This window comes from Epilithonimonas tenax DSM 16811, assembly GCF_000428485.1.
Lineage (GTDB): Bacteria > Bacteroidota > Bacteroidia > Flavobacteriales > Weeksellaceae > Epilithonimonas > Epilithonimonas tenax.
In genome coordinates, this window is record NZ_KE386755.1 from 2,282 (window position 1) to 23,929 (window position 21,648).

The 21,648-nt window shown below is 38.5% G+C and carries 16 protein-coding genes and 1 CRISPR repeat array; of the genes, 3 read left to right on the forward strand and 13 right to left on the reverse strand.

The window, feature by feature from the left end:
• The first annotated feature begins 16 nt into the window (after nucleotides 1–16).
• Nucleotides 17–525: a CRISPR direct-repeat array (repeat unit 47 nt; unit sequence GTTGTGAATTGCTTTCATTTTTAAGTATCTTTGGGATACACAACAAC).
• 57 nt (nucleotides 526–582) lie between these two features.
• Genes cas2 through cas9 form a run of 3 tightly spaced genes read right to left on the reverse strand, consistent with a single transcriptional unit; the run spans nucleotide 583 to nucleotide 6,076 of the window.
• Nucleotides 583–921 (reverse strand): CRISPR-associated endonuclease Cas2, encoded by a 339-nt coding sequence (gene cas2, locus F564_RS0118370; protein ID WP_028123846.1) that lies wholly within the window; start codon nucleotides 919–921, stop codon nucleotides 583–585.
• 51 nt (nucleotides 922–972) lie between these two features.
• Nucleotides 973–1,866 (reverse strand): type II CRISPR-associated endonuclease Cas1, encoded by an 894-nt coding sequence (gene cas1, locus F564_RS0118375; protein ID WP_028123847.1) that lies wholly within the window; start codon nucleotides 1,864–1,866, stop codon nucleotides 973–975.
• Nucleotides 1,867–1,876: 10 nt separating this feature from the next.
• A complete protein-coding gene (gene cas9 / locus F564_RS0118380) occupies nucleotides 1,877–6,076 on the reverse strand; it encodes a type II CRISPR RNA-guided endonuclease Cas9 (RefSeq protein WP_028123848.1) in 4,200 nt (1,399 codons plus the stop codon).
• Nucleotides 6,077–6,271: 195 nt separating this feature from the next.
• Here cas9 and F564_RS0118385 point away from each other — a divergent pair, with 195 nt between their 5' ends.
• Both F564_RS0118385 and F564_RS0118390 read left to right on the forward strand, forming a co-directional pair.
• Nucleotides 6,272–8,395 carry a Tex family protein gene (locus F564_RS0118385; RefSeq protein ID WP_028123849.1) on the forward strand — a complete coding sequence of 708 codons (2,124 nt, stop codon included), beginning with the start codon at nucleotides 6,272–6,274 and terminating at the stop codon, nucleotides 8,393–8,395.
• Nucleotides 8,396–8,438: 43 nt separating this feature from the next.
• Nucleotides 8,439–9,884 (forward strand): FAD-dependent monooxygenase, encoded by a 1,446-nt coding sequence (locus tag F564_RS0118390; protein WP_028123850.1) that lies wholly within the window; start codon nucleotides 8,439–8,441, stop codon nucleotides 9,882–9,884.
• Between the two features lie 62 nt (nucleotides 9,885–9,946).
• Here F564_RS0118390 and F564_RS0118395 read toward each other — a convergent pair whose 3' ends face one another.
• Together F564_RS0118395 and F564_RS0118400 are read right to left on the reverse strand one after the other, a co-directional pair.
• Entirely contained in the window at nucleotides 9,947–10,660 is a 714-nt protein-coding gene (locus F564_RS0118395) for a 3-ketoacyl-ACP reductase (RefSeq protein WP_028123851.1), read from the reverse strand.
• A gap of 126 nt (nucleotides 10,661–10,786) precedes the next feature.
• The gene (locus tag F564_RS0118400) at nucleotides 10,787–11,566 is read right to left on the reverse strand and encodes a glycerophosphodiester phosphodiesterase (protein WP_228373942.1); all 780 of its coding nucleotides are present in this window, start codon (nucleotides 11,564–11,566) and stop codon (nucleotides 10,787–10,789) included.
• 57 nt (nucleotides 11,567–11,623) lie between these two features.
• Between F564_RS0118400 and ligA the strand changes: the two genes are divergently transcribed.
• Entirely contained in the window at nucleotides 11,624–13,624 is a 2,001-nt protein-coding gene (ligA, locus tag F564_RS0118405; protein ID WP_028123853.1) for an NAD-dependent DNA ligase LigA, read from the forward strand.
• A 283-nt stretch (nucleotides 13,625–13,907) separates the two neighbouring features.
• On the opposite strand, the gene F564_RS0118415 is transcribed toward ligA, so the two are convergent.
• The 8 genes from F564_RS0118415 to F564_RS19775 all read right to left on the reverse strand — a co-directional run.
• Nucleotides 13,908–14,468: a sugar O-acetyltransferase gene (locus F564_RS0118415; protein ID WP_034982058.1), complete on the reverse strand. Its 561-nt coding sequence runs from the start codon at nucleotides 14,466–14,468 to the stop codon at nucleotides 13,908–13,910.
• Nucleotides 14,469–14,697: 229 nt separating this feature from the next.
• Nucleotides 14,698–15,099, reverse strand: coding sequence for a hypothetical protein (locus F564_RS20370; protein WP_228373943.1), 402 nt, complete (start codon nucleotides 15,097–15,099; stop codon nucleotides 14,698–14,700).
• A 114-nt stretch (nucleotides 15,100–15,213) separates the two neighbouring features.
• Nucleotides 15,214–16,794 (reverse strand): DHA2 family efflux MFS transporter permease subunit, encoded by a 1,581-nt coding sequence (locus F564_RS0118425; RefSeq protein WP_028123856.1) that lies wholly within the window; start codon nucleotides 16,792–16,794, stop codon nucleotides 15,214–15,216.
• 86 nt (nucleotides 16,795–16,880) lie between these two features.
• On the reverse strand, nucleotides 16,881–17,996 hold the full coding sequence (locus tag F564_RS0118430; protein ID WP_034982060.1) for an HlyD family secretion protein: 1,116 nt from the start codon (nucleotides 17,994–17,996) through the stop codon (nucleotides 16,881–16,883).
• Nucleotides 17,997–18,050: 54 nt separating this feature from the next.
• Nucleotides 18,051–19,364, reverse strand: coding sequence for a TolC family protein (locus F564_RS0118435; protein WP_034982062.1), 1,314 nt, complete (start codon nucleotides 19,362–19,364; stop codon nucleotides 18,051–18,053).
• 25 nt (nucleotides 19,365–19,389) lie between these two features.
• Nucleotides 19,390–20,022 (reverse strand): TetR/AcrR family transcriptional regulator, encoded by a 633-nt coding sequence (locus F564_RS0118440; protein ID WP_028123859.1) that lies wholly within the window; start codon nucleotides 20,020–20,022, stop codon nucleotides 19,390–19,392.
• A gap of 159 nt (nucleotides 20,023–20,181) precedes the next feature.
• Nucleotides 20,182–21,288, reverse strand: coding sequence for a DNA polymerase III subunit (locus F564_RS0118445; RefSeq protein ID WP_028123860.1), 1,107 nt, complete (start codon nucleotides 21,286–21,288; stop codon nucleotides 20,182–20,184).
• 138 nt (nucleotides 21,289–21,426) lie between these two features.
• A partial coding sequence (locus F564_RS19775; protein WP_154656929.1) for a transposase occupies nucleotides 21,427–21,648 on the reverse strand: 222 nt, incomplete at its 5' end.

A 21,648-nucleotide genomic window follows, 5' to 3' on the forward strand; every position in this document is an offset into this window, starting at 1 on the left:
AAAGATTCCACAAAAAGTTGTGAATTGCTTTCATTTTTAAGTATCTTTGGGATACACAACAACTTTGTTGGCCAGCTGCTGTAGTTTTTAACCGTTGTGAATTGCTTTCATTTTTAAGTATCTTTGGGATACACAACAACTGATGAAGCTGAAAGTTATAGGCTCAGGCTGTTGTGAATTGCTTTCATTTTTAAGTATCTTTGGGATACACAACAACTTGAGGGCAAAAACGGTGCAACACTTTCCCGTTGTGAATTGCTTTCATTTTTAAGTATCTTTGGGATACACAACAACAAACCGGTTCAGCTATTTTGCACCATAAGTGTTGTGAATTGCTTTCATTTTTAAGTATCTTTGGGATACACAACAACGAATGAAGAAAATGGGAATTAGCCTCACTTGTTGTGAATTGCTTTCATTTTTAAGTATCTTTGGGATACACAACAACCAGCAAGAAGATTAAACAATCAACATTCCGGTTGTGAATTGCTTTCATTTTTAAGTATCTTTGGGATACACAACAACCTCAAAAAATAATCTACTGAAAATCAGTAGATTATTTTTGTTTTTAGGATTCAAAATTTAGAACAATTCTAGCTGCTGGAAGGTTGGTGGAGGTTCTTCTTTATTTCTGGCAAAGAAAATTTCAATGTCACCAAACTGTTTGTCGGTAATACACATTATGGCCACCTTACCCGCTTTTGGAAGCATAAACTTTACCCTTTTAATGTGAACTTCTGCATTTTCTCGGCTCGGACAGTGGCGAACATACATTGAAAACTGAAAAAGCGTAAAACCATCATCCAGCAAACCTTTGCGGAATTTATTGGCATCCCGCATATTGGTTTTAGTTTCTGTCGGCAAGTCATATAATACTAAAACCCACATAATTCTGTAAGCATTAAACCTTTCGGCATTCATTTTTTATTGTATTATGTACGATGTAAAAAGTACAATATCCATACTATCCATTTATTTGAATTCAGGATAAGAAATCAGCCTTTTTTCTCCTGTATAGCATTTATAAAGCGAAGAAGCAGTGGTTTTTACCGCCACCAACAAGGGTCTTGTTTTCGTGTCTATCAACACATCTTTGGTTGCAATTTGTAGGATGTGTAATTTGAATTCTTTTGTAAGTTCCTCAACGTTCGGGTTCTTTGCCAGCCAATCCATTACTAATAAATCTACAAAAGGACGATAGGGCTCCATCAAATCATCAGCGAGACAGTAAGGATTGTATTTATTTTTATGGAAGATCCCGAGAACGGGAAGCAGTCCGGTTTCCACAATAGCCCGTGCCACAATACTTCTGAGAACAGCATATCCGAAATTGAAGAACTGATTGGGTGAATCGCCGAAACGTTGTCTGAGAAAATCTAAACTGATGAGATACTTCCAATAATGCTGTGCGGCGATGCCTTCCATATTGGTGATGTCGCCACTTTTTACATTATTTTGATAATCAATCATCGGTTCGTAATAATTTCCCAAACGTCTTAAAACTTCTTTTTGATTTTCAATTTTACATTCAACGGTCTGTTTCCATAGTTGTTTTTTGAGGGGTTCGCTGGCTTCTAACTGGTCTTTTATTCTATCTGAATGTTCAGTATGGCCATACAGCGGAAGCATAATTCCGTGTGGCAAATGATGCGCATCGCAACTTACAACCACCACATTATTTCCCATCATTTTTTGGATGAGCTGATGCGAAATGGTGATCTGGAAGTGATCCAACATCAACAATCCTAAATCTTCGACAGGGACTTTGCCTTTCATTTCTTTGGTTTCGGGACAAAGAATGTACATTTGCTCGTCTTTGAGTTTGAGATAAGCAGGATTGCCGATGTAGATGGTGCGGGTGATCATATTTTAGATTTTAATATTCGCCTATTTGAACTATTTTTCCAAGATGATTCAATCTTACTTTAACAATAGTTTTCATAAAATCTTTACTGTAAAAATCTAAATAAGAAGTACTTCTCAATTCTTTTTTAAGTTCCACTGATGTTTCCAAATGATGTCTAAACCAAAAACCTGACTTAGATAATTCCCCAAACTTTTGTACTCTAAACATATTCTTAGAAATCAAACTCAGATTCTTTTCATCAAATAAATCATTTTCTTTTGGATTAAAATCTTCTGATGGAAACAAAAACATTTCATTCTGCTTCATTGTAAAAAGAAACTTCCATCCTAATCCAGAATTATATTCTTTATCGATAATTGAAAGCCCCTGATTCACTCTTTCAACAGCTTCGTAGAAACTCACTACTCTTTCCTGCAAATTTCCATCTGCATCTTCATAAATAGCAACGTGATGATTATTTCCAGTACTTACAAAATCAACGGCTATTCTTTTACCATTTTCATCTAGAATTTCTTTTCCAAAATGGTCTTTTTTGTAATGCAAAGTTTCTGCATTATTGATTCCCGTTATGGTAACTGTTTTTATGGCTATTCCTTTGGACTCATTCAACCAAATCGGATTTTTTTCTAAATCAGAAAATGCTTCTTTTGCATTACCCTTAAATGCATCCAGACGATTTTTTAAGATTTCTTTTACGCCATTATCAATTACTTTTTCAAGGTTTTTATAATCTTTAAAATTATCAGAATTTACTGCTTTCCTAATGGTATAAGCCTTTTCGTACCAAGCCAGAATTACACTTTCAGAAACTTGTTCAGTCTTTTCTTCATTCAAATAAATCGGATTTTTTGCCAACACATTTTTTCCTGTAAATGCTTTTTTAGAATCTCCATTAAATTCTTTTAATCTTTCTAATAAAGCAATTCTAAATTTCTCATTCTGAACTTTGTTAATGGTTTCCAAATCAAATTTCCCCGATACTTTTTCTTCTTTAGTTTTAAGAAATTTCGAGCTTCCATAAATAGTTTCTTTATGAAGTTGACCTCTCGGTGTCAACACTACTTTAGCAACTACTCCACCCTTTTTCTTGGTTTTATTGATGTTTTTGGTAACAACCTTATTTTTCGTTTTGTGAGAAATCAATATTTCATCTAAATGCTTTTTGGCTTCAATTCTAAAATTATGAATCGGTTCTACAAACTTTCTTTTAGTAGAACCATTTTTCTTTTCATAGACTTTTGTAATAAGATTTTCAATGTTTGAAATAATGATATGCTGATTATGCTTTTCATCTTTTCTAGCATTCAAATGATTCAAATATTGTATATGATTATGCGTCGTAAAAGCTACTGTCAAAGCGTCCATTGCGTGATGGCGATGATCATTTCTTTTACTCCAATCCGTAATTCTTTCTTTTTCTTCTCCTTTAGAATTAATTACCGTTTCCGTTAAACCTAATTTCCTGTATTTATCGAGATTAAGTTCTTTCATTGTGTTGACGAGATTCCAATCCTCACGTAATTTATCTGTGATTCTTCCTGATGTAGAAACCACAGAATTGGTAATTTCGAAAAGAATCTCTTTTGCTTTTTTCGCTATATACTGTGTATCTCGTAAATCTCTTTGTATAAAACCATCTCCAATTTCACTTCCTTTTTTCTGAAGTTTTTCAAATTTAGCTTTAGAAATCAAACTTTTATCAAACAAATCTTTGATGGTGTTGAGGAATTTTTCCAGTTGATCTTTCCCTTCCATTTCCAAATAATCAAATGCAGTTGCGTTTCCTTTTTTAAGATTTGCACCTCTCGGTACCAAAACTTTATTTGAAAAACTGTCATCAAAAAATCGAGATTGCGGGATAATATGGTCAATATCATATTTGTCGGTAAAAATGTTTTCCTTTTCTATTTTTTGACCTGTGTATAAATCTTTAAAACCGTTATTTGCCAGCTCCAAATACAGTTTGTACCGAATAATATCGTTTCTTGATGGTACTTTTATCCCATATTCTTTCTGTAATATTTCTGCATATTTTTGATGAAGCAAGGTTGCTTTGCCAATTTCAGAAGTCATATTTGCACGCTCCTCTGCATTTTTTTTCAGTTCTCTTGCTAGCTCAATTCTTATTTCGTCTGGTCTTCCGTATTCTTTGGATACTTCATTGACCACATTTATCATTTGATTCAAAATCTTTTCAACCACAGGATTTCTCAAAGAATTTTTTGGAAGAATTTCTAGTTTTTCTTTTAAAATTCTATTTGCTAATTGTTCTTTAGTCAATGAATTTTTAGAGTGATTATAACCAGCTAAATTACAAGCGTCGCTGTATTTATGCTCTTTGATATAAGTGCAAATCTTTCGCATCGCTTTTGAACTCAAACTTCCATAATCTGGAGAGAAACCAATTTCTGCCAATATTTTGGAATGTTCTTTTTTAAAGCTAAATTTCTTCTCCAGAAGCTCATATAATTTTTCATTACCAGAAGCAGAATCATCGCCTTCGTAAGAATACAATAAATGCCAAAGCTGATAGGAACTTTGCTTCTCAAAATCTTTTCCGTCAAATTCTGGATTAAAATCTAATATTGATGTATTTATTCCTAATGACGAAAAATTCTCTTTTACAAATTCTTTTATTTTACTTGCAGAAGAATGAATCTTAGTAACTTTAATATCGTCTTCAATCGTTAACTTAAACTCTTTTGGGAATTCTTTTCCTTCATTAGCAATAATTTTCAGAAAAGCAGTGTATAGATTTTCATTGGTATTATTGCCTTCAATATCTTTAAAATTAGTTTTCCATTCTTTACCGGAATAACCTACAATATCTAAAACCTCTTTTGCAGAAAGTCTTCCTTTGACATTAACTTCATCAAAAATTGATTGTTTGAAATCTAAATCGATTGGGAAAATTTCTTTTGTTTCTAAATTTTGAAATTGCAGATTATTTAAAACTTGCCAAATTTTAAACTCTTGGAACAATGGCGAAGATTTAGGAGCAACCTTTAATCCTACTGTTTTCTTCTTTGTTTTTCCGTTTTCTATGATTTCAATTTCTCTGTTCTCAAATTCGCAAATACTAATTAAACCTTTTTGGGATTTGAGTTTTCTCTGATAGAAAATCACGACATCACGAACTTGTTCTTTTAATTCCTTGGTTAATTCTGAATGATATTGAGATTGTGTCTCCCATATTTTTTCAAATTCATCCAAATAATCCTGTCGATAAAAAACTTGATTTTTAAGTTTGGTATGAGGGTTTGCTTTAAGTTGTTGATAAAGATATTCACCAACAGTCATATGATTAAAATACAATTCTTTACTTCGATCACTTATTGCGCCGAGATAGCCGCTAGAATTATTTAGGTTACTGTTAATCTCTTGAAACACGACAGCTAAGCTTTCAAAATCCAATTGTTTTTTTGCAGCTTCACTTCTCCAAAGATATTTTTCAATCTTTTTCTCCTGCATAGTTCCCATTTGTTTGATTCCAACAAGAGAAAACGGTTCTTTCAAAATTGCCCACGTCGCATTTTTATTTTTTGCTTGTAGTTCTTTATAAAGTTCATCAATTAAGATTTCAGAATAAAATTGCTTTTGAAATTTCCATACTTTATCAAATTCAGATTGTAAATCAGAACGATAAAAATCTGGCAATTGCTTCTTCCCTTCTATTAAAAGTTGGTAAGAATATTCTCCTGGAGTCAGGCTTTCTTCATATAATTTTTTAGCAACCGCCATTCCGTCAATGATTTGTCCTTCATCTTCGTTCTTTGCTTTTCTACTGCTTTTATAGCCTCTTTTTTTATTAATTAAAAGTAAAACCCTCACAAAATCTGAAAGTTCGATTTTTTCTTTCGCAGATTTTGCTCTTAATTCCTGAGTTTGAAACGTAGAGTTTTTCCCAACTTCTGTAAGCAAATCACCATCTTTCAAGATATTTCCCTTTGTCAAAACATCAATAACATTAGCTCTCCTCAACTTAAACCTTTGCAGATTTCTTCTTGCTCCTCTTGCTAAAGTTCTTCCCGCATTGGTTGTAATCGGTTTTCCTTTTTCGAAATTTATTTGTTCATCAACAGTCAAAGGATTTACACGAACTCCTAACTTGATGATTTTATTATTCGCAGAATTTTTATCATCTTCCTGAACATAAGCCCAACCGATTGATGAAACTCCCAAGTCTAATCCAAGAATATTTTTTGTCATAACTATTTAGTTTAATTGAAACTCCTAAAATTAAAAAGAAAAAAATTCATAGAAATACGGGAAACCGTAAACAATATAAATAATTAATTTCTACATTTGTATCCGAAAGCAATTCACAATAAGGATTATTCCGTTGTGAAAACATTTAGCACCTCGCCTATCTGCGGGGTATTTTTTATTTAATACATTCAAACAATGAAGTCGATTGCATTTATTCAACAACAACTCAACATACCCGAAAAAAGCATCCACGCAACGTTAAAATTACTTTCCGAAGACTGTACCATTCCCTTCATTGCCCGTTACAGAAAAGACCAAACCGGTAATCTGGACGAGGTCGCCATCGAGACCATCTTTAAACTGAATAAGCAGTTCGGGGAGATCATCAAAAGGAAAGAAAGCATCCTAAAATCTGTTAAGGAACAAAATGCCCTAAATCCTGAACTCCAGCAAAAAATAGAACAGAGCTTTGACCTCCAGGAATTGGAAGATCTCTATCTGCCCTATAAAAAACGCAAAAAAACTAAGGCTGATGCGGCGAGAGAAAAAGGTCTGGAACCCTTGGCAAAGATCATTATGAGCCAACGCGGTGAAAATGTGGAAGTCCTGGCTAGAAAGTATCTCAGCCAAGATGTGACAGATGAAGCCGAAGCCCTGCAAGGTGCCAGAGATATAATAGCAGAATGGATCAATGAGAATCTGTACATCCGTAAAAATCTGAGAAGACTGTTTCAAAGAAAAGCAATGATCACTTCCAAAGCCGTAAAAGCAAAAAAGGAGGATGAGGCGGCTCAGAAATTTTCGCAATACTTCGAATGGCAAGAAGCGCTGAACAGAATCCCAAGTCACAGATTGTTGGCAATGCTGCGTGCAGAGAATGAAGGTTTTGTGAAAACTTCTGTCGATATTGATAAAGAAGAAGCATTGGAACTGATGGAAAATGCACTGATCAAAAGCAACAATTCTGCGACCAAACACATCAAACTCGCCATTGCAGATTCTTACAAAAGGCTCTTAGAACCTGCCATTTCCAATGAGGCCTTGCAGGAAGCAAAAGAAAAAGCAGATACCAAAGCCATCGAGGTTTTCTCTGAGAATCTTCAGCAATTGTTACTGGCTTCACCGTTGGGAGAGAAAAGGATTTTGGCCATCGATCCAGGCTTCAGAACAGGTTGTAAAGTGGTCTGCCTAGATGAAAAAGGCGACCTTCTAAACAATGAAACCATCTATCCACACGCACCACAGAACGAAACCGGAATGGCGATGAAGAAGATTCGCTCTATGGTAAATGCCTATAACATTCAGGCCATTTCTATCGGGAACGGAACGGCAGGCAGAGAAACCGAATTCTTCATCAAGAAAATTGCCTTTGATAAACCGATCCAGGTTTTTGTGGTTTCAGAAGCTGGCGCCTCCATCTATTCTGCCAGCAAAATCGCAAGAGACGAGTTCCCGAATTATGATGTAACCGTACGAGGAGCTGTTTCTATCGGAAGAAGACTGGCAGATCCGTTGGCAGAACTGGTAAAGATAGACGCCAAATCCATTGGTGTTGGGCAATATCAGCACGATGTAGACCAGACCAAACTCAAAGAGGAATTAGACAACACCGTCATCCGATCGGTAAACTCAGTTGGGATCAACCTCAATACAGCGAGTAAATCTCTGCTCAGCTATGTCTCTGGCATTGGAGAGAAAATGGCGGAAAACATCGTGAATTACCGAACAGAACACGGTGCTTTTACGGAAAGAAAAGAACTTAAAAAAGTTCCTCGACTGGGCGAAAAAGCATACCAGCAAGCAGCAGCTTTTGTAAGAATTAAGAATGCTAAAAATCCTTTGGATAATTCTGCAGTGCATCCGGAAGCCTACAAAACCATTGAAAAAATGGCGAAAGATCTGGGCCTGAAAACGGAAGAACTGATCTCCAATAAAGAAAAAATAGCGCTCATTGATCCTGAAAAATACACCACGCCTGAAATTGGAATACTCGGCATTAGAGATATTTTAAAAGAACTCGAAAAACCTGGATTGGATCCCAGGAAAGCGGCCAAAGTTTTTGAGTTTGACCCAAATGTAAAATCCATTAAAAACTTAAATCCAGGAATGGTGCTTCCGGGAATCGTCAACAACATCACCGCCTTTGGATGTTTTGTAGATTTGGGAATCAAGGAAAGCGGACTGGTTCATATTTCGCAGTTGAAAGAAGGTTATATATCAGATGTGAATGAGGTGGTAAAACTCCACCAGCACGTTCAGGTCAAAGTCGTAGAAGTAGATGAAGCGCGAAAAAGGATTCAGCTGACGATGATTTTTTAATACCATCCAAATCATTAAGTTAAGCAAAAATCACCATCATAAAATGCCAAACAAAACACCTTGTTTTACGACCTGCCAAGAATGTCTGGGTCTCGGAAAGAAAAAGCGGAGAATCAAAAAAAGTGTGAGACTTCGCTACCAATCTGACCTGGAAATTTTTGAGAAAACAAATGGCAAAGGCACCGCACCTGTTCGTCCAGAAGCGCATCTATACACTTGTCCTGTTTGTTTAGGTTCTGGATTGATTCCCTCTGATCGTTCTCCTGCTGCAGATACAGAACATCTCCCCCACGTCGCCATCATAGGTGGCGGAATTGGTGGTGTTGCACTAGCGGTGGCTTGTCTGCACCGCGGCATTCCGTTTACCATTTACGAACGTGACCATAGTTTTAATGAGCGGTCACAAGGCTACGGATTGACTTTGCAGCAAGCCAGCAAAGCCATTGAAGGTTTTGGGATCTTTAGTTTAGAAAAAGGTGTGGTCTCCACGAGGCATCTGGTGCATACTCCAGAAGGAAAAGTGATTGCCGAATGGGGCATGAGAAAATGGATGCAAAATCCCGAAAGACAAACCCCGAAAAAAACCAACATTCATATCGCCAGACAGGACTTACGTTCGGCGCTTATCCATCAGTTGGGAGGCCATGAAACGATACAATGGGGACACCAGCTGATTGATTTTAATGAAAATAATGAGGGAAGAACAGATCTCAACTTCTTGGTCAATGGTGAATCAAAAACAGAAAAAACAGATCTCATTGTTGGTGCGGACGGTATCCGAAGTGCAGTGCGAAATATTTTGATTGGCGAAGACCTTTCCCCTCTGCGTTATCTGGATTGTATTGTGATTTTGGGCATTTGTCCGTTAAACGCACTGGAAAATACGGACAATTCCTTATTGGATTCGGCCACCGTTTTTCAGACCGCCAATGGAAACGAGCGGATTTATATGATGCCCTTTGATGCCCATTCGGTGATGTGGCAACTCAGTTTTCCGATGGCCGAAAAGGATGCTAAAAACCTCAGTTCCAAAGGCTCCGAAGCTCTTAAAGAAGAAGCGATCCGGCGGACAAACTGGCACAGTCCTATCCCTGACATTCTGAACGCCACTTTGCCGGCTCATATTTCCGGATATCCCGTTTATGACCGCGCCATGCTCACTCCGGAATTGTTAAAAAACGCTGGAAAAGCTACATTAATAGGCGATGCAGCACATCCAATGAGTCCTTTCAAAGGTCAAGGTGCCAATCAGGCTTTGTTGGATGCGTTGTTGCTGGCTCGTGAAATATCAAAAAAATGCAGACCATTATCACAATGGCAAACGGCTGGAATCAGAAAAAGCGTCCTATCTGATTTCGAATCAGAAATGATTGAACGCAGTTCTGTTAAAGTGGAAGATTCTGCTGCTGCCGCCCAATTTCTCCATTCAGAAATTGCGCTTTATGAAGGTAATGAGCCGCGGGGAAAGGTATTGAAAAGAAAAGAATGACGGCATAAAAAAAAGCGGTTCTACATTGTTGTAAAACCGCTTTTGCGCTATAATTATTACCCTTACGGATTCGTAGAGAAAATAGAACCGTTGGCGATCAGTGCACGTCTGTTCATTTTCAAAATATCTCTCACCCATTCTGCAAAGTCTTCCGGTTGAAGCACTTTGTCCGGGTTACCGTCTGTCAAACCGCCTTGGATAGACATATCAGAGGCGATTGTACTGGGTGTCAAAGTAATCACACGGATGTTCTGTTTTCTCCACTCTGCCATCATCGATTGTGACAAAGAAACCACTGCTGCTTTGGAAGCGGCATAAGCTGACATATTGGGGCCGCCTTTCAGTCCGGCTGTGGATGCTACGTTGACGATATCGCCCTGTCCTTTTTCTTTCAAAAATGGATAAACCGCTTTTGCCACATAATACACACCGAAAAGATTGGTTTTGATGACCTGTTCCCAAGTTTCAGAAGGCATCTCCTCTATGCTTCCGAAGTCTCCGATGCCGGCATTATTCACCAGAATATCCACACCTCCCAATTGATTGGCAAGAGATTCTATACCTGCTTTTACTTCTAATTCATTGTCCACGCTGAAAACCGCGTAAGCTACGTTCACGCCAGTTGCTTTCAGTTCGTTTGCTGCTATTTTAAGATAATTTTCGTTTCTTCCTGTGATACCTACGTTCACGCCTTCATTGGCAAGAATCATAGCAACGGCTTTTCCTAAGCCTCTACCGCCACCTGTTACGATGGCATTTTTTCCTTTTAAATTCATAATAAGATTTTGAAGCTACAAATTTACCAAACGTCTGTTTAAAGACAGAATAAAGTTAAATGATTTAATACAAGTTTATCATTTAGAATATCGATTGGCGAGTTAATTTATTAGCAATTGGATTATTTATTGACCTTTCAATTGGTCAGGAATATTGGTGGTAACGAATCCAATTCCTTGCTCTTTCAGTTTTTTATAAACTTCGAGATCATTGACTGTCCAGGAATTGGTCATCAAACCCAGCTCATTGGCTTCCGCGATCCACGTTGGATTCTTTTCGAAAATGCTGTAATGGTAATCGATACCATCCAGTCCTTCGTTTTTGATCTGTTGTGGAGAGAGATCTCCTTCAAGGTACTGCACTTTGAATTTTGACTCCAATTTCTTAATTTCCTTACAGATATTAAGACTGAATGAGATAAATTCGGTTTGGGAATCCAGCTTCAAATCTTTCACTAGTTGAATGGTTTTTTTAACCATCTCATTTTCCAATCCAGGGGTCTTTGCCGGTTTTATTTCAACAATCAATTTTACAGACGCGTCCTTTTTTCCTTGTTTGAGATAATCTGCCAGCGTAGGATATGGTTCACCATTCGCCAATTTCAGTTTTGCTAAAGTTTTAAAATCAGTTGTCGAGATTTCCATGCTACCGTGGTGTTCATCATGGTTGACGACGAGAATGCCGTCTTTCGACATCCTGACATCGAATTCTGCACCATAGATTTTCAGCTTCTGAGCGTTCTCCAAAGCTTTTAACGAGTTTTCTGTCGTTGCAGGTTGGGTTTGCCAATAGCCTCTGTGCGCTATGATTTGTGTTTGGGCATTCATACACATAGTTGTGATTAAAGTTAAACCGCCAATGACTTTCTTCATTAATATAATTTTCTGAGTGACTAAATTACTCATTTTAATATCAAAGATTTTGCTTACTTTGGTTATTTTTGCTTTTAAATAAATTTTCCAATGTCCGAAAACATTCAGCAAAAGATAGAACAACTCCGCAAAGAACTCAACCAGCACAACGACAACTATTATCTGTTGGATGTGGCTACCATTTCTGACCTTGAATTTGATTTGTTATTAAAAGAACTTCAGGATCTGGAAGCTAAACATCCGGAATTTTACGATGACAATTCTCCAACCTTACGCGTGGGTGGCGGAATTACGAAGAATTTCCGTACCGTTCAGCATCAGTTCAGAATGTATTCTTTGGATAATTCTTATGATTTTGATGACTTGGCAGATTGGGAAAAAAGAATTATTAAAACCATTGATGAGCCCGTAGAATTTGTAGCCGAATTAAAATATGACGGCGCATCGATTTCTATTTTATATGAAAACGGAAAATTAATGCAAGCTGTAACCCGTGGGGACGGTTTTCAGGGTGATGAGATTACTTCAAATGTGAAAACAATTTCAGACATTCCTTTGAAACTAACCGGAAATTTCCCAGCACAGTTTTTTATGCGGGGTGAAATTTATTTAACGAGAAAAAACTTTGATAAAATAAATAAGCAGCGTGAGGAAGAAGGTCTTGATCTTTTTATGAATCCACGAAATACAGCAAGCGGAAGTTTAAAAATGCAAGACAGCGGCGAGGTAAGAAAACGCAGGCTCTCTTCGGTTTTGTACCAGTTTATTTCGCAGGAAGTTCCGGCAGAAAGCCATTGGGAATTGCTTCACAAAGCTCAGGATTGGGGTTTTACCATTTCAGAACAAGCAAAACTTTGCAAAAACCTTGATGAAATAAAAGAATTCATCAATTACTGGGATACAGAAAGACACCATCTTCCTTTTGAAATTGATGGGATTGTCTTGAAAGTGAATTCATTAAAACAACAAAGACAATTGGGTTACACAGCAAAATCTCCACGTTGGGCGATGGCGTACAAATTTAAAGCCGAGAAAGTAGAAACTGAGCTGCAAAGCGTTTCTTACCAAGTCGGAAGAACTGGGGCGATAACACCTGTTGCCAATCTGAAACCTGTTTTGCTGGCAGGAACAACCGTAAAACGTGCCTCACTTCACAATGAAGATATTATCAAAAAACTAGGTTTGCACGAGTACGATTTTGTTTTTGTAGAAAAAGGTGGCGAAATCATTCCTAAAATCGTGGGCGTGAACGAAAAGAAAAGAACTTCCCAAAGCAAAGAAATAGAATACATTAAAAACTGCCCAGAATGTGGAACAGAGTTGATAAAACTGGAAGACCAAGCCATTCATTTTTGTCCGAACGATTTGCACTGCCCTCCACAGGTTGTGGGAAGAATGATTCACTATGTCTCCAGAAAAGCTTTGAATATTGATAATCTTGGTGGAGAAACCATTGAACAGTTGTACAGAGAAAAACTGATAGAAAATCCGGCAGATTTTTATGCTTTAACGAAAGAGCAACTTCTGCCTTTAGAAAGAATGGCAGAAAAATCTGCACAAAATATCATTGATGGAATTGAAAAATCTAAGGAAATTCCGTTTGAAAAAGTTTTGTTCGGGATAGGCATCAAACACGTTGGAGAAACGGTTGCCAAAAAATTGGTGAAGAATTTCAACACAATTGATGATCTGAAAAAAGCGACAGCGGAAGAACTTTGCCAGGTAGAAGATATTGGGATGAAGATAGCTGTAAGCATCGTTGATTTCTTTAATAATACTGAAAATATTGTGATGCTTGAAAGATTAAAATCTTATGGCGTTCAGCTTGAAAAAGGAGAAAACACGAATGAAGTTTTATCCAACACTTTAGAAAGCAAAACTTTTCTATTCACCGGAAAACTCTCATTATTCACAAGAGAATCTGCGGAAGAAATGGTAGAAAAACACGGCGGAAAAAATATTTCTGCTGTTTCTAAAAACCTGAATTATCTGGTTGTAGGCGAAAAAGCCGGAAGCAAACTGAAAAAAGCGCAGGATATTGGGACAATTACGATTCTGGATGAGCAGGAGTTTTTGGATCTTATTGGGTGAAAAAGACCCAAGAGCAAAAAAAACAAGGGTTAAGACTTTTGATGCAGTATAAAAAACAAACTCTCAGATTTAGATTTCTGAGAGTTTTGTTTTAAATCTACTTCTGATTTTTCTTCAAGCATTCCAGACGGCGCTGATCGGGAAGATGCTTTACTGAGAATTTTCCGAAGCTGGCTTTGAAGCCATTTCCATCCGCACTTGCTGCCATAAAACCTACTTGAACGAGTGAGTTGTAATGCAAATAAGCTGCAGAATCTGGGAGAAATTAAAAAATTAAAACATTCTAAATTTTTCGGATAACTTTACAAGGTGTTCCAACGGCCAGAACATTGGCAGGCATATCTTTTGTGACTACACTTCCCGCTCCGATGACCGTATTATCACCAATCGTAACGCCGGGAAGGATGCTGCAGCCTGCGCCAATCCAGACATTGTTTCCTACCGTGATTGGATAAGCATACTCCAAGGCTTTGTTGCGCTGCTCGACGTCGAAAGGATGTCCGGCCGTGTAGAATCCGCAGTTTGGGGCAATCATCACATTGTCTCCAAAAGTGACTTTTGCACAGTCGAGAATCACCACATTGACGTTGGTGTAAAAGTTCTCGCCAATCTCAATATTGTAGCCGTAATCGCAGTAGAACGGCTGTTCGATATGGAACATTTTTCCGGTTTTTCCGAAGAGTTTTTTGATTAACGCTTTTCGTTCCTTGAACTTAGAAGGCTGTAGGTGGTTGTACTCGAAACACAGGTCTTTGGACAGATTTCTTTCTTTGATTAAATGTTTATCGGACGCATCGTAGATTTCTCCGCTCAGCATTTTTTCTTTTTCGTTCAGATTATTCATTGTATTTTCACGTTGATAATGGGCAAATGTACAAGCTTAAAGCTCAGAAATCAATACTGATTTATAACAAATTTTCAATGAAACCCATCCAATCCGACCTTCACGAAAATCCCTAGCCCTGATTGTAGTGGAAATCCCACAGCAGGCCATTCGACAGGCTCAGGACAGGCTGGCTTGCGAGGAATTGCAACGGAAAGCAGGTTCCCGGCTCCTGACAAACCTTAATCTCCTATTTGTCTTTTTCCAGATCTTTGAGGTCGATGTCTTTGATGTTGGCTTCTATCTTTTCGACTTTCAGGCTTTGGCGCAGATAGCCGAACAAGCTCATATACCAATTTGCCACCCAAACGAGTGCGAAAAATGCCAGAAGATAGCCACGCCAATCTTCATACAACAACTTGTACTGGGTAATCATAAGAAATACCAGGCTGATGTAATGGCTGAAGCAATACTCACAAGTGAACAGGTAAAAGAATTTACGTTTGAAGATCGACTTCGCAGTGCCACAAATATTCTGACAATATTCTCTGGGTTCGCGGAAAATCTCTTCGTGTGTGACCGTCCAGGCGACGCAAGCGACAGGAAGTGCGATGACAAAGAGGTAAATCATCTGAGAAGAGAGAGGCATCATAGTTTCGGTTTTTGAAGTGAGTCAAAGTTAACTTACTCATAGTAAAATCAATGCCAAAAAAAACTCAGAACCATTTCTGATCCTGAGTTTTACACCAATAACTAAAAATAAATATTAATGCGCTGAGCTAAGGTCAATCTTCTCGCCCTTGCCTTTGCGTTCTCTTACGAATAATACGAATGGGATACAGATCAAAAACATCAATCCCAAATAAAGGAAAACATCCATATAAGACAGTACTGTAGCTTGTTTCGTAACGCCGTAGTCCAGAATCTGATAGGCAGACTGGATTGCTTTGTCCGGAGACATTCCTTTGGCTATAAAACTAGCTTTGAGTCCCGCTACTCTTTGCTGAACATCCAAGTCGTTGACATCCAAATGTGCGACCAGCGTGCTTCTGTAAAGTTCACTTTTGTTGGCAATGAAAGTTGTGATTGCCGCAATACCAAATGAACCGCCAAGCTGACGCATCATTCCTGTAAATGCCGCTCCTTGACCAATCTCCGGCCCTTTCAAAGTACTGAGTGATAATGAGGTGATCGGAATAAACAATAATCCTAATCCCATTCCACGGACGATCAGCATCCAAAAGAAGGCGTCTTTGCCTGTGTCCGGCGTAATGATTTTATAACCCCAGAAACTATAAATAAAGAAGATCAATAATCCCAGTGCGACCAAGATCTGCTGTTTGACACCTCTTGTAAGCAACTGCCCGATGATTGGCATCATAAAAGCGGTGGTCAATGCGGCAGGGATCATCAAAGCGCCAGATTGCAAGGCCGTCCAGCCGAGAATACTCTGCGTGTAAAGCGGAACAATGAAGGTAGAACCATACAAACCAAAACCTAAAACGAAGGACATAATGGTTCCGATTCTCAGGTTTCCATTCTTCAAAACCCTCAGTTCTACAATCGGATATTTGAAGGTCAGTTCCCGCCAAATGAATAAGATAAATCCAACCACTGCTGTGAAGGTCAGGAACACAATGGCTTTGCTTTCAAACCAATCGTCCTCGTGACCTCTTTCCAAAATATATTGTAATGAGCCTACGAAGGCTGCCAACAGTCCGATTCCTGCCCAATCCACATCTGAGATCGAACGTTTCTCGGCATATTTTGGACTTTTCACAAACTGAATCGTCAGTAATGTGGCAATGATTCCCAAAGGAATATTAATGTAAAAAATATAAGGCCAGCTGTAATTATCAACAATGTAACCTCCCAAAGGCGGACCCAAGGTTGGCCCGATAATGACGCCAAGACCATAGATCGCCTGCGCCATACTTCTTTTCTCAACTGGATAAGATTCTGTAATAATCGTCTGTGAAGTTACCAAAAGTGCTCCACCACCAATCCCCTGCATCAATCGGAAAAACACCAATTCCCAAATGTTGGAGGCATTACCACAGAGAAAAGAAAAAATCGTGAATATAATGATGGAAGCTGCAAAGTAGTTTCTGCGCCCGAACTGCTGGGACAGCCAACTGGTCATCGGAACGATAATCACGTTACCAATGGCATAAGCGGTGATGACCCAGCCCACTTCGGAAAGTGTGGCGCCAAGATTACCTTTCATCTCATTAAGGGCCACATTCACGATCGTAGAATCTACGATTTCCAGAAGGGCGCACATAATGGCAGTGATGGTAATAATGGTTCGGCGGAATCCATATTCTACTAATGAATCGTTTTGCATTGTTTTATTTTTTATTAAGAGATTTTGAAATTCATGAATTGAGAGATTATCGAATTTCCTAATATCAAAATCTCTTAATTTTTTAATTACTTAAGAGAAACGGTGGTCTGAACATTCATTCCCACGCGTAGTTTTTTCATAATATCCTCGTCCAGATTGTCAAACGTGATCTTGATTGGCAATCTCTGAACTACTTTTACGAAGTTTCCACTGGCGTTATCCGGAGGAAGCAATGCGAATGCAGAACCTGTTGCCGGAGAGAATGAGCTGATGGTTCCCTGGAATTTCTGATCTGGATAAGCATCGATCTCGATCTCTACTTTTTGCCCTTCTACCATCTTCTCTACCTGCGTTTCTTTGTAGTTGGCTACAATCCATTTTTGATTGCTCAATACCACACTGAATAATTGTGAACCAGCTTGAATGAATTGTCCTGCCTGAACAGGGATTTTGGAAACATAACCACTTTCTTTCGCTGTAATTACTGTGTAAGAAAGATTCAGTTTTGCATTTTCCACATCCACTTGTCTTTGTTTCAAAGTAGAATTGGCAATTCCTACATTCTGAGAAGTCGCATTGGACTGTGAAGTCACAACACCCGTCTGAACATTCGCCTGATTCTTCTGATCTACCAATACCTGAAGCTGTTTCTGAGCTGTCTGATAAGCCGCAGAAGCCTGCTCGTATTGTTGTTGCGTGATCGTGTGGTCTTTTACCAGTTCAGTATATCTTTTCATATCCTGCTGTGTTCTCCATACATTGACTTTTGCTGCCTCTATCTGTGCATTGGCGGTTTGCACTGCTGCTCTGGAATTATTGATCCCTGAAGCTGCAGCTTCTGATCCTGCGCGAGCCGATGCCACATTGCTGTTGGCTGTTCCCAAAGCCGCTTCTGCCTGAGACAAAGCCATCTGCTGATCCCTGTTGTCCAGGATAATCAAAGTATCTCCTTTTTTCACAAATTGATTATCTTTCACTTTAACCGCGGAGATGTAACCGGAGATTTTGGAAATCAAAGGACTTATATCTGCCGCAATCTGTGCATCATCGGTCTCCTCGTGAGCTTGTCCGTATTGGTATTGTCTGAAACCGAAGAAAGCCGCTGCCAAAATCGCAACTGTAAGAACGATGTAGAAAACGGGACTTTTTTTCTTTTTCACAGGAACTTCTCCCTGCTCAAATTTTATATTGTCTTGTGCCATTTTTTTTTGAGATTTTAAATGTTAGATGATAAATATTATTAAGTTTTGTTCGAATCAATTATTCATTGTTCCCGTAGTTTGTAGTAATTTTTTGTGTGCTAAGGCCGCATCGGCTTTTGAAGTGATCACATTGACGTTAGCCGTGATCTTTGCTGTGTCAGCATCCAAAAGATTGGTAATTGTTTCCAGACCGGCATTATACTTATTGAGTGTAATTCTGTAATTTTCCTCAGCCTGCTCCAGTGCTCTTTGGTAAACGTCGATCTTTTTGTGGGCGTAAAGATCATTCTGATAGTCGCGTTTCACTTCCAGCGTGATATTGTCATTAAGCAAATCGTTGTTCGCTGCCAATTCCTGTTCTCTGGCTTTTGCCTGCACGTATCTTGAATTTTTTTTCCAGATGTTTGATAAGTTGTACTGGATCCCAACACCCACGTTCACTGCATTGGTGATCGTCAAAAGTTTCGGAATATCTGCCGCAACATAACCACCTGTGAAAGCCAATGAAGGCAGATTTTCTGCTTTCGCAGATTTGGATCCCAGTGCTGCCGCTTTTCTTTGCATATCCAGCGCTTTCAAATCATCTCTGGTTTCTCTTGCTAGGTTCAGATAGTAATCGTCTGGTTTTGTAAGGTCATCTTCTCCAATATAAGCAGCATCAACAGCAATGTCCGTGTTGTCTGGCAATCCCAACAAAAGATCCATATTGATATTAGCAATGCTGTAGTTGTTCTCCGCTTCCATCAATTGCAATTCGATATTCGAAGTTTGGAGTTGCGCTTTCAGCCGATCATTCCTTGCGATGACACCATTATTTTCCAATTTGATGAAAGATTGATCTCTTTTTTGAGACGATTCCAGATTTTCCTTAAGAAGTTTTACCACTTCATTCGCTTTGAACAAGTTGTTGTAAGCCTGAGAAATATTGTAAGCAATCGCATTTTTATCGTTTTCAGCAATTAGTCTTGATGCTTCTACCAGATATTCAGCAGATTTGATTCCGTACTTGATTCTTCCGCCTGAGTAGATCGGGACAGAGACATTTGCAGAACCGTACATCACCTGATTGACCCGCACACCACCGGCTCCGGCTGCCAGTCCGGGAAGTTTGACGTTCATATTCGGTTCCAGCGGTAAGTAAAGATAACTTCCGGAAACGGTAAGTTCTGGTAGCTGCTTGTTCTTCGCTGCCAAAAGGTTGGCTGTGGATTCTTCGATCTGAGCCTGATCTATTTTAAGATTCTTGCTGTTTTCTATTCCTAATTTAACCGCTTCTTCCAGACTGATCGTACGTTTTTCCTGTGCAGAAAAGAAACTAAACGATCCTAGAAGCATAATTGCTGTTAAAAATTGATTAACTGTTTGCATTATTTTATGTATAATTGAGTCTAAATTATTTTTCCTGATAGCCCACCAAATCTCTTACAATCGTTTTCACGTGATTGGCTGCCTCTAGAAAGTATTGGCTTTCGTATTGTTTTTCATCGAAATCGCTGTTGTGCTTTTTCAGGTATTCTTTGTAGATTTTGATCCCATGCAGGGCATTGAAGATCGTTCCTGTGATCGTACACTGCATCAGATGGTAAGAAGGTCTTTTTGTGAAAATCCCACTGGCCAATCCACTTTCTACAACATTCTGATTGATCTCTATGTAACTGATCTTAAAATCTTTCAAAAAATTCTGAATATTTTTGTTCTGACTGATGATCTGCTGAGTGTGCACCATCATAAAGAAATCCTTCAGTTTCTGCACCCTTCCGACATAACTGTCTATGAAACCGTCTAATTTTTCTATCTCTGTCAATTCGTGATTGCCGTAAATCGTTTTGGCAAAGTTGAGACCTTCTTCCATCCTCCATCTGAAAAGTTCCTCCATCAGATTTTCTTTGGATCCGAAATAGTAAGAGATCATCGATACATTCACTTTTGCTTTCGCTGCGATATCTCTAACCGAAGTTCCATTATAGCCATTGGCAGCGAAAAGTTTTTCCGAAGCCATCATAATATGTTCTTCTTTTGTTGGCATGTTTTTATTTTAACGCTGCAAAGTTAAATCAAAAACAGCATTCAATCAAACATTTGTTTGATTAATTTTCAAGCATTGAATGATCGAGTGCTTCTATCAGAAGAACGACCAAGCTACAACACCGGTAATGTTTGCTTGGTAAGGAAACGAGCTTAAAATTTAGCTGGAAGCTTTGTGGATATACCTCGTCAGTTTAATTCCCATATCAGTCAATACAATCTTAGAATTGGCGTTTCTGGAAATGTGGTAAGAAGCGTCTGTGATCTCCTCTACAATAGATACGATATTGGCGCCATGAATGAATTTGGAAAATGCTGACCAGTTGAAGTTGCCTTCCGAAAGTTTTTTGTAAACGAGATCATCATTACCGTAATTCTGCAGCATCGCCAGGCGAAAGATCTCGATACAATAATTGAGGAATTTCATTTGCTTCTCACGGTTCCATTCGGATATCTGACGTGCCCATTTTACGATCTCGCGGAGAACCTCAGGTTTTTTTTTGGCCTGAAAAGCATTTCTGACCCATTGTATAAATAAGGTCTCAAATTCTGAAGCACCTGCATTATTTTCTGATAAAAATTTTGCCAGATTAAAATCCCCTTGCGCCTGATAGACTAGTTCTTTTGCAGAACTGTGATTTTTGAAATGCGCCAAAAGATCTTCATCAGTAATCCTTGGAACATTGATGATCTGACATCTGGACAGTATGGTCGGCAAAATATCATTGGCTGTAGGCGCACAGAGAATGATGTAGGTATTCTTTGGCGGCTCTTCCAGAAACTTCAGAATCTTGTTGGCTGCAGAATCGTTCATTTTATCGGCTCGCCAAACGATGAGGATTTTGCTGCCACCTTCAAAACTCTTGAGCATAAAACGCTGCCCAATATCTTCTGCCTCGTCCGCGGAAATGAAAAACTGTTTGTTTTCTGACTCCAGGAAACTTGTCCAATCATCAAAAGATGAGTACGGATTTTCTAGGATCATTTCCCGCCATTGGTCAAAGTAACGTTTGCTGAGCGACACATTTTTTTCCGAAAAGACAGGAAAACTGAAATGAAGATCCAGGTGATTCAGATTCTTTACCTTATGAACAGATGCCGGATTTTCTTTCTCAAAAATCTCCTGAGCCATTGCCAGAGCCAAAGGAAGAATGCCATAACCCTCTTCTCCCAGGAAAAGTTGTGCGTGACCCACTCTGGAATTCTGGATGCTATCCTGTAATACATTTTTGAGAGCCTGCTGGCCAATGATCTGTTCCCATTTCATAGGCACAAATATAATATATTACTCAGGAAATAGGATGACGCCAACCTTAAGTTTTTTAATTTAGCCCAACTTTTGACCTCGGCTTCCAAGGCACTGTGATCACCATCAAATCAAAATAATCTAACTCGTAGTGCATTATCAAACTAATGCAATTTTAATATTATTCATTTTTCTATTAAATACAAAAACATTTACAAATTGAATGAAAGTTAATGCTGTTATTTTGCTCAATATCCTTGTTTTAAAACCTTCAAATGATTTTGCGTAGTTGTTTCTGATTTTAAATTGGTCACAAAGCTGAGAGAATAATGTCTCTATTCTTTTTCTCGATTTTCTGAAAATATATTTTTGTTTTTGATA

Bases quoted from the DNA above. Each gene is read 5' to 3' on its own strand.
- cas2 (WP_028123846.1), bottom strand. From the start codon at position 921: ATGAATGCCGAAAGGTTTAATGCTTACAGAATTATGTGGGTTTTAGTA.
- F564_RS0118445 (WP_028123860.1), bottom strand. From the start codon at position 21,288: ATGAAATGGGAACAGATCATTGGCCAGCAGGCTCTCAAAAATGTATTA.
- F564_RS0118400 (WP_228373942.1), bottom strand. From the start codon at position 11,566: ATGAGTAATTTAGTCACTCAGAAAATTATATTAATGAAGAAAGTCATT.
- F564_RS20370 (WP_228373943.1), bottom strand. From the start codon at position 15,099: ATGATGCCTCTCTCTTCTCAGATGATTTACCTCTTTGTCATCGCACTT.
- cas9 (WP_028123848.1), bottom strand. From the start codon at position 6,076: ATGACAAAAAATATTCTTGGATTAGACTTGGGAGTTTCATCAATCGGT.
- F564_RS0118385 (WP_028123849.1), top strand. From the start codon at position 6,272: ATGAAGTCGATTGCATTTATTCAACAACAACTCAACATACCCGAAAAA.
- ligA (WP_028123853.1), top strand. From the start codon at position 11,624: ATGTCCGAAAACATTCAGCAAAAGATAGAACAACTCCGCAAAGAACTC.
- F564_RS0118395 (WP_028123851.1), bottom strand. From the start codon at position 10,660: ATGAATTTAAAAGGAAAAAATGCCATCGTAACAGGTGGCGGTAGAGGC.
- F564_RS0118390 (WP_028123850.1), top strand. From the start codon at position 8,439: ATGCCAAACAAAACACCTTGTTTTACGACCTGCCAAGAATGTCTGGGT.
- F564_RS0118415 (WP_034982058.1), bottom strand. From the start codon at position 14,468: ATGAATAATCTGAACGAAAAAGAAAAAATGCTGAGCGGAGAAATCTAC.
- cas1 (WP_028123847.1), bottom strand. From the start codon at position 1,866: ATGATCACCCGCACCATCTACATCGGCAATCCTGCTTATCTCAAACTC.
- F564_RS0118440 (WP_028123859.1), bottom strand. From the start codon at position 20,022: ATGCCAACAAAAGAAGAACATATTATGATGGCTTCGGAAAAACTTTTC.
- F564_RS0118435 (WP_034982062.1), bottom strand. From the start codon at position 19,364: ATGCAAACAGTTAATCAATTTTTAACAGCAATTATGCTTCTAGGATCG.
- F564_RS0118425 (WP_028123856.1), bottom strand. From the start codon at position 16,794: ATGCAAAACGATTCATTAGTAGAATATGGATTCCGCCGAACCATTATT.
- F564_RS0118430 (WP_034982060.1), bottom strand. From the start codon at position 17,996: ATGGCACAAGACAATATAAAATTTGAGCAGGGAGAAGTTCCTGTGAAA.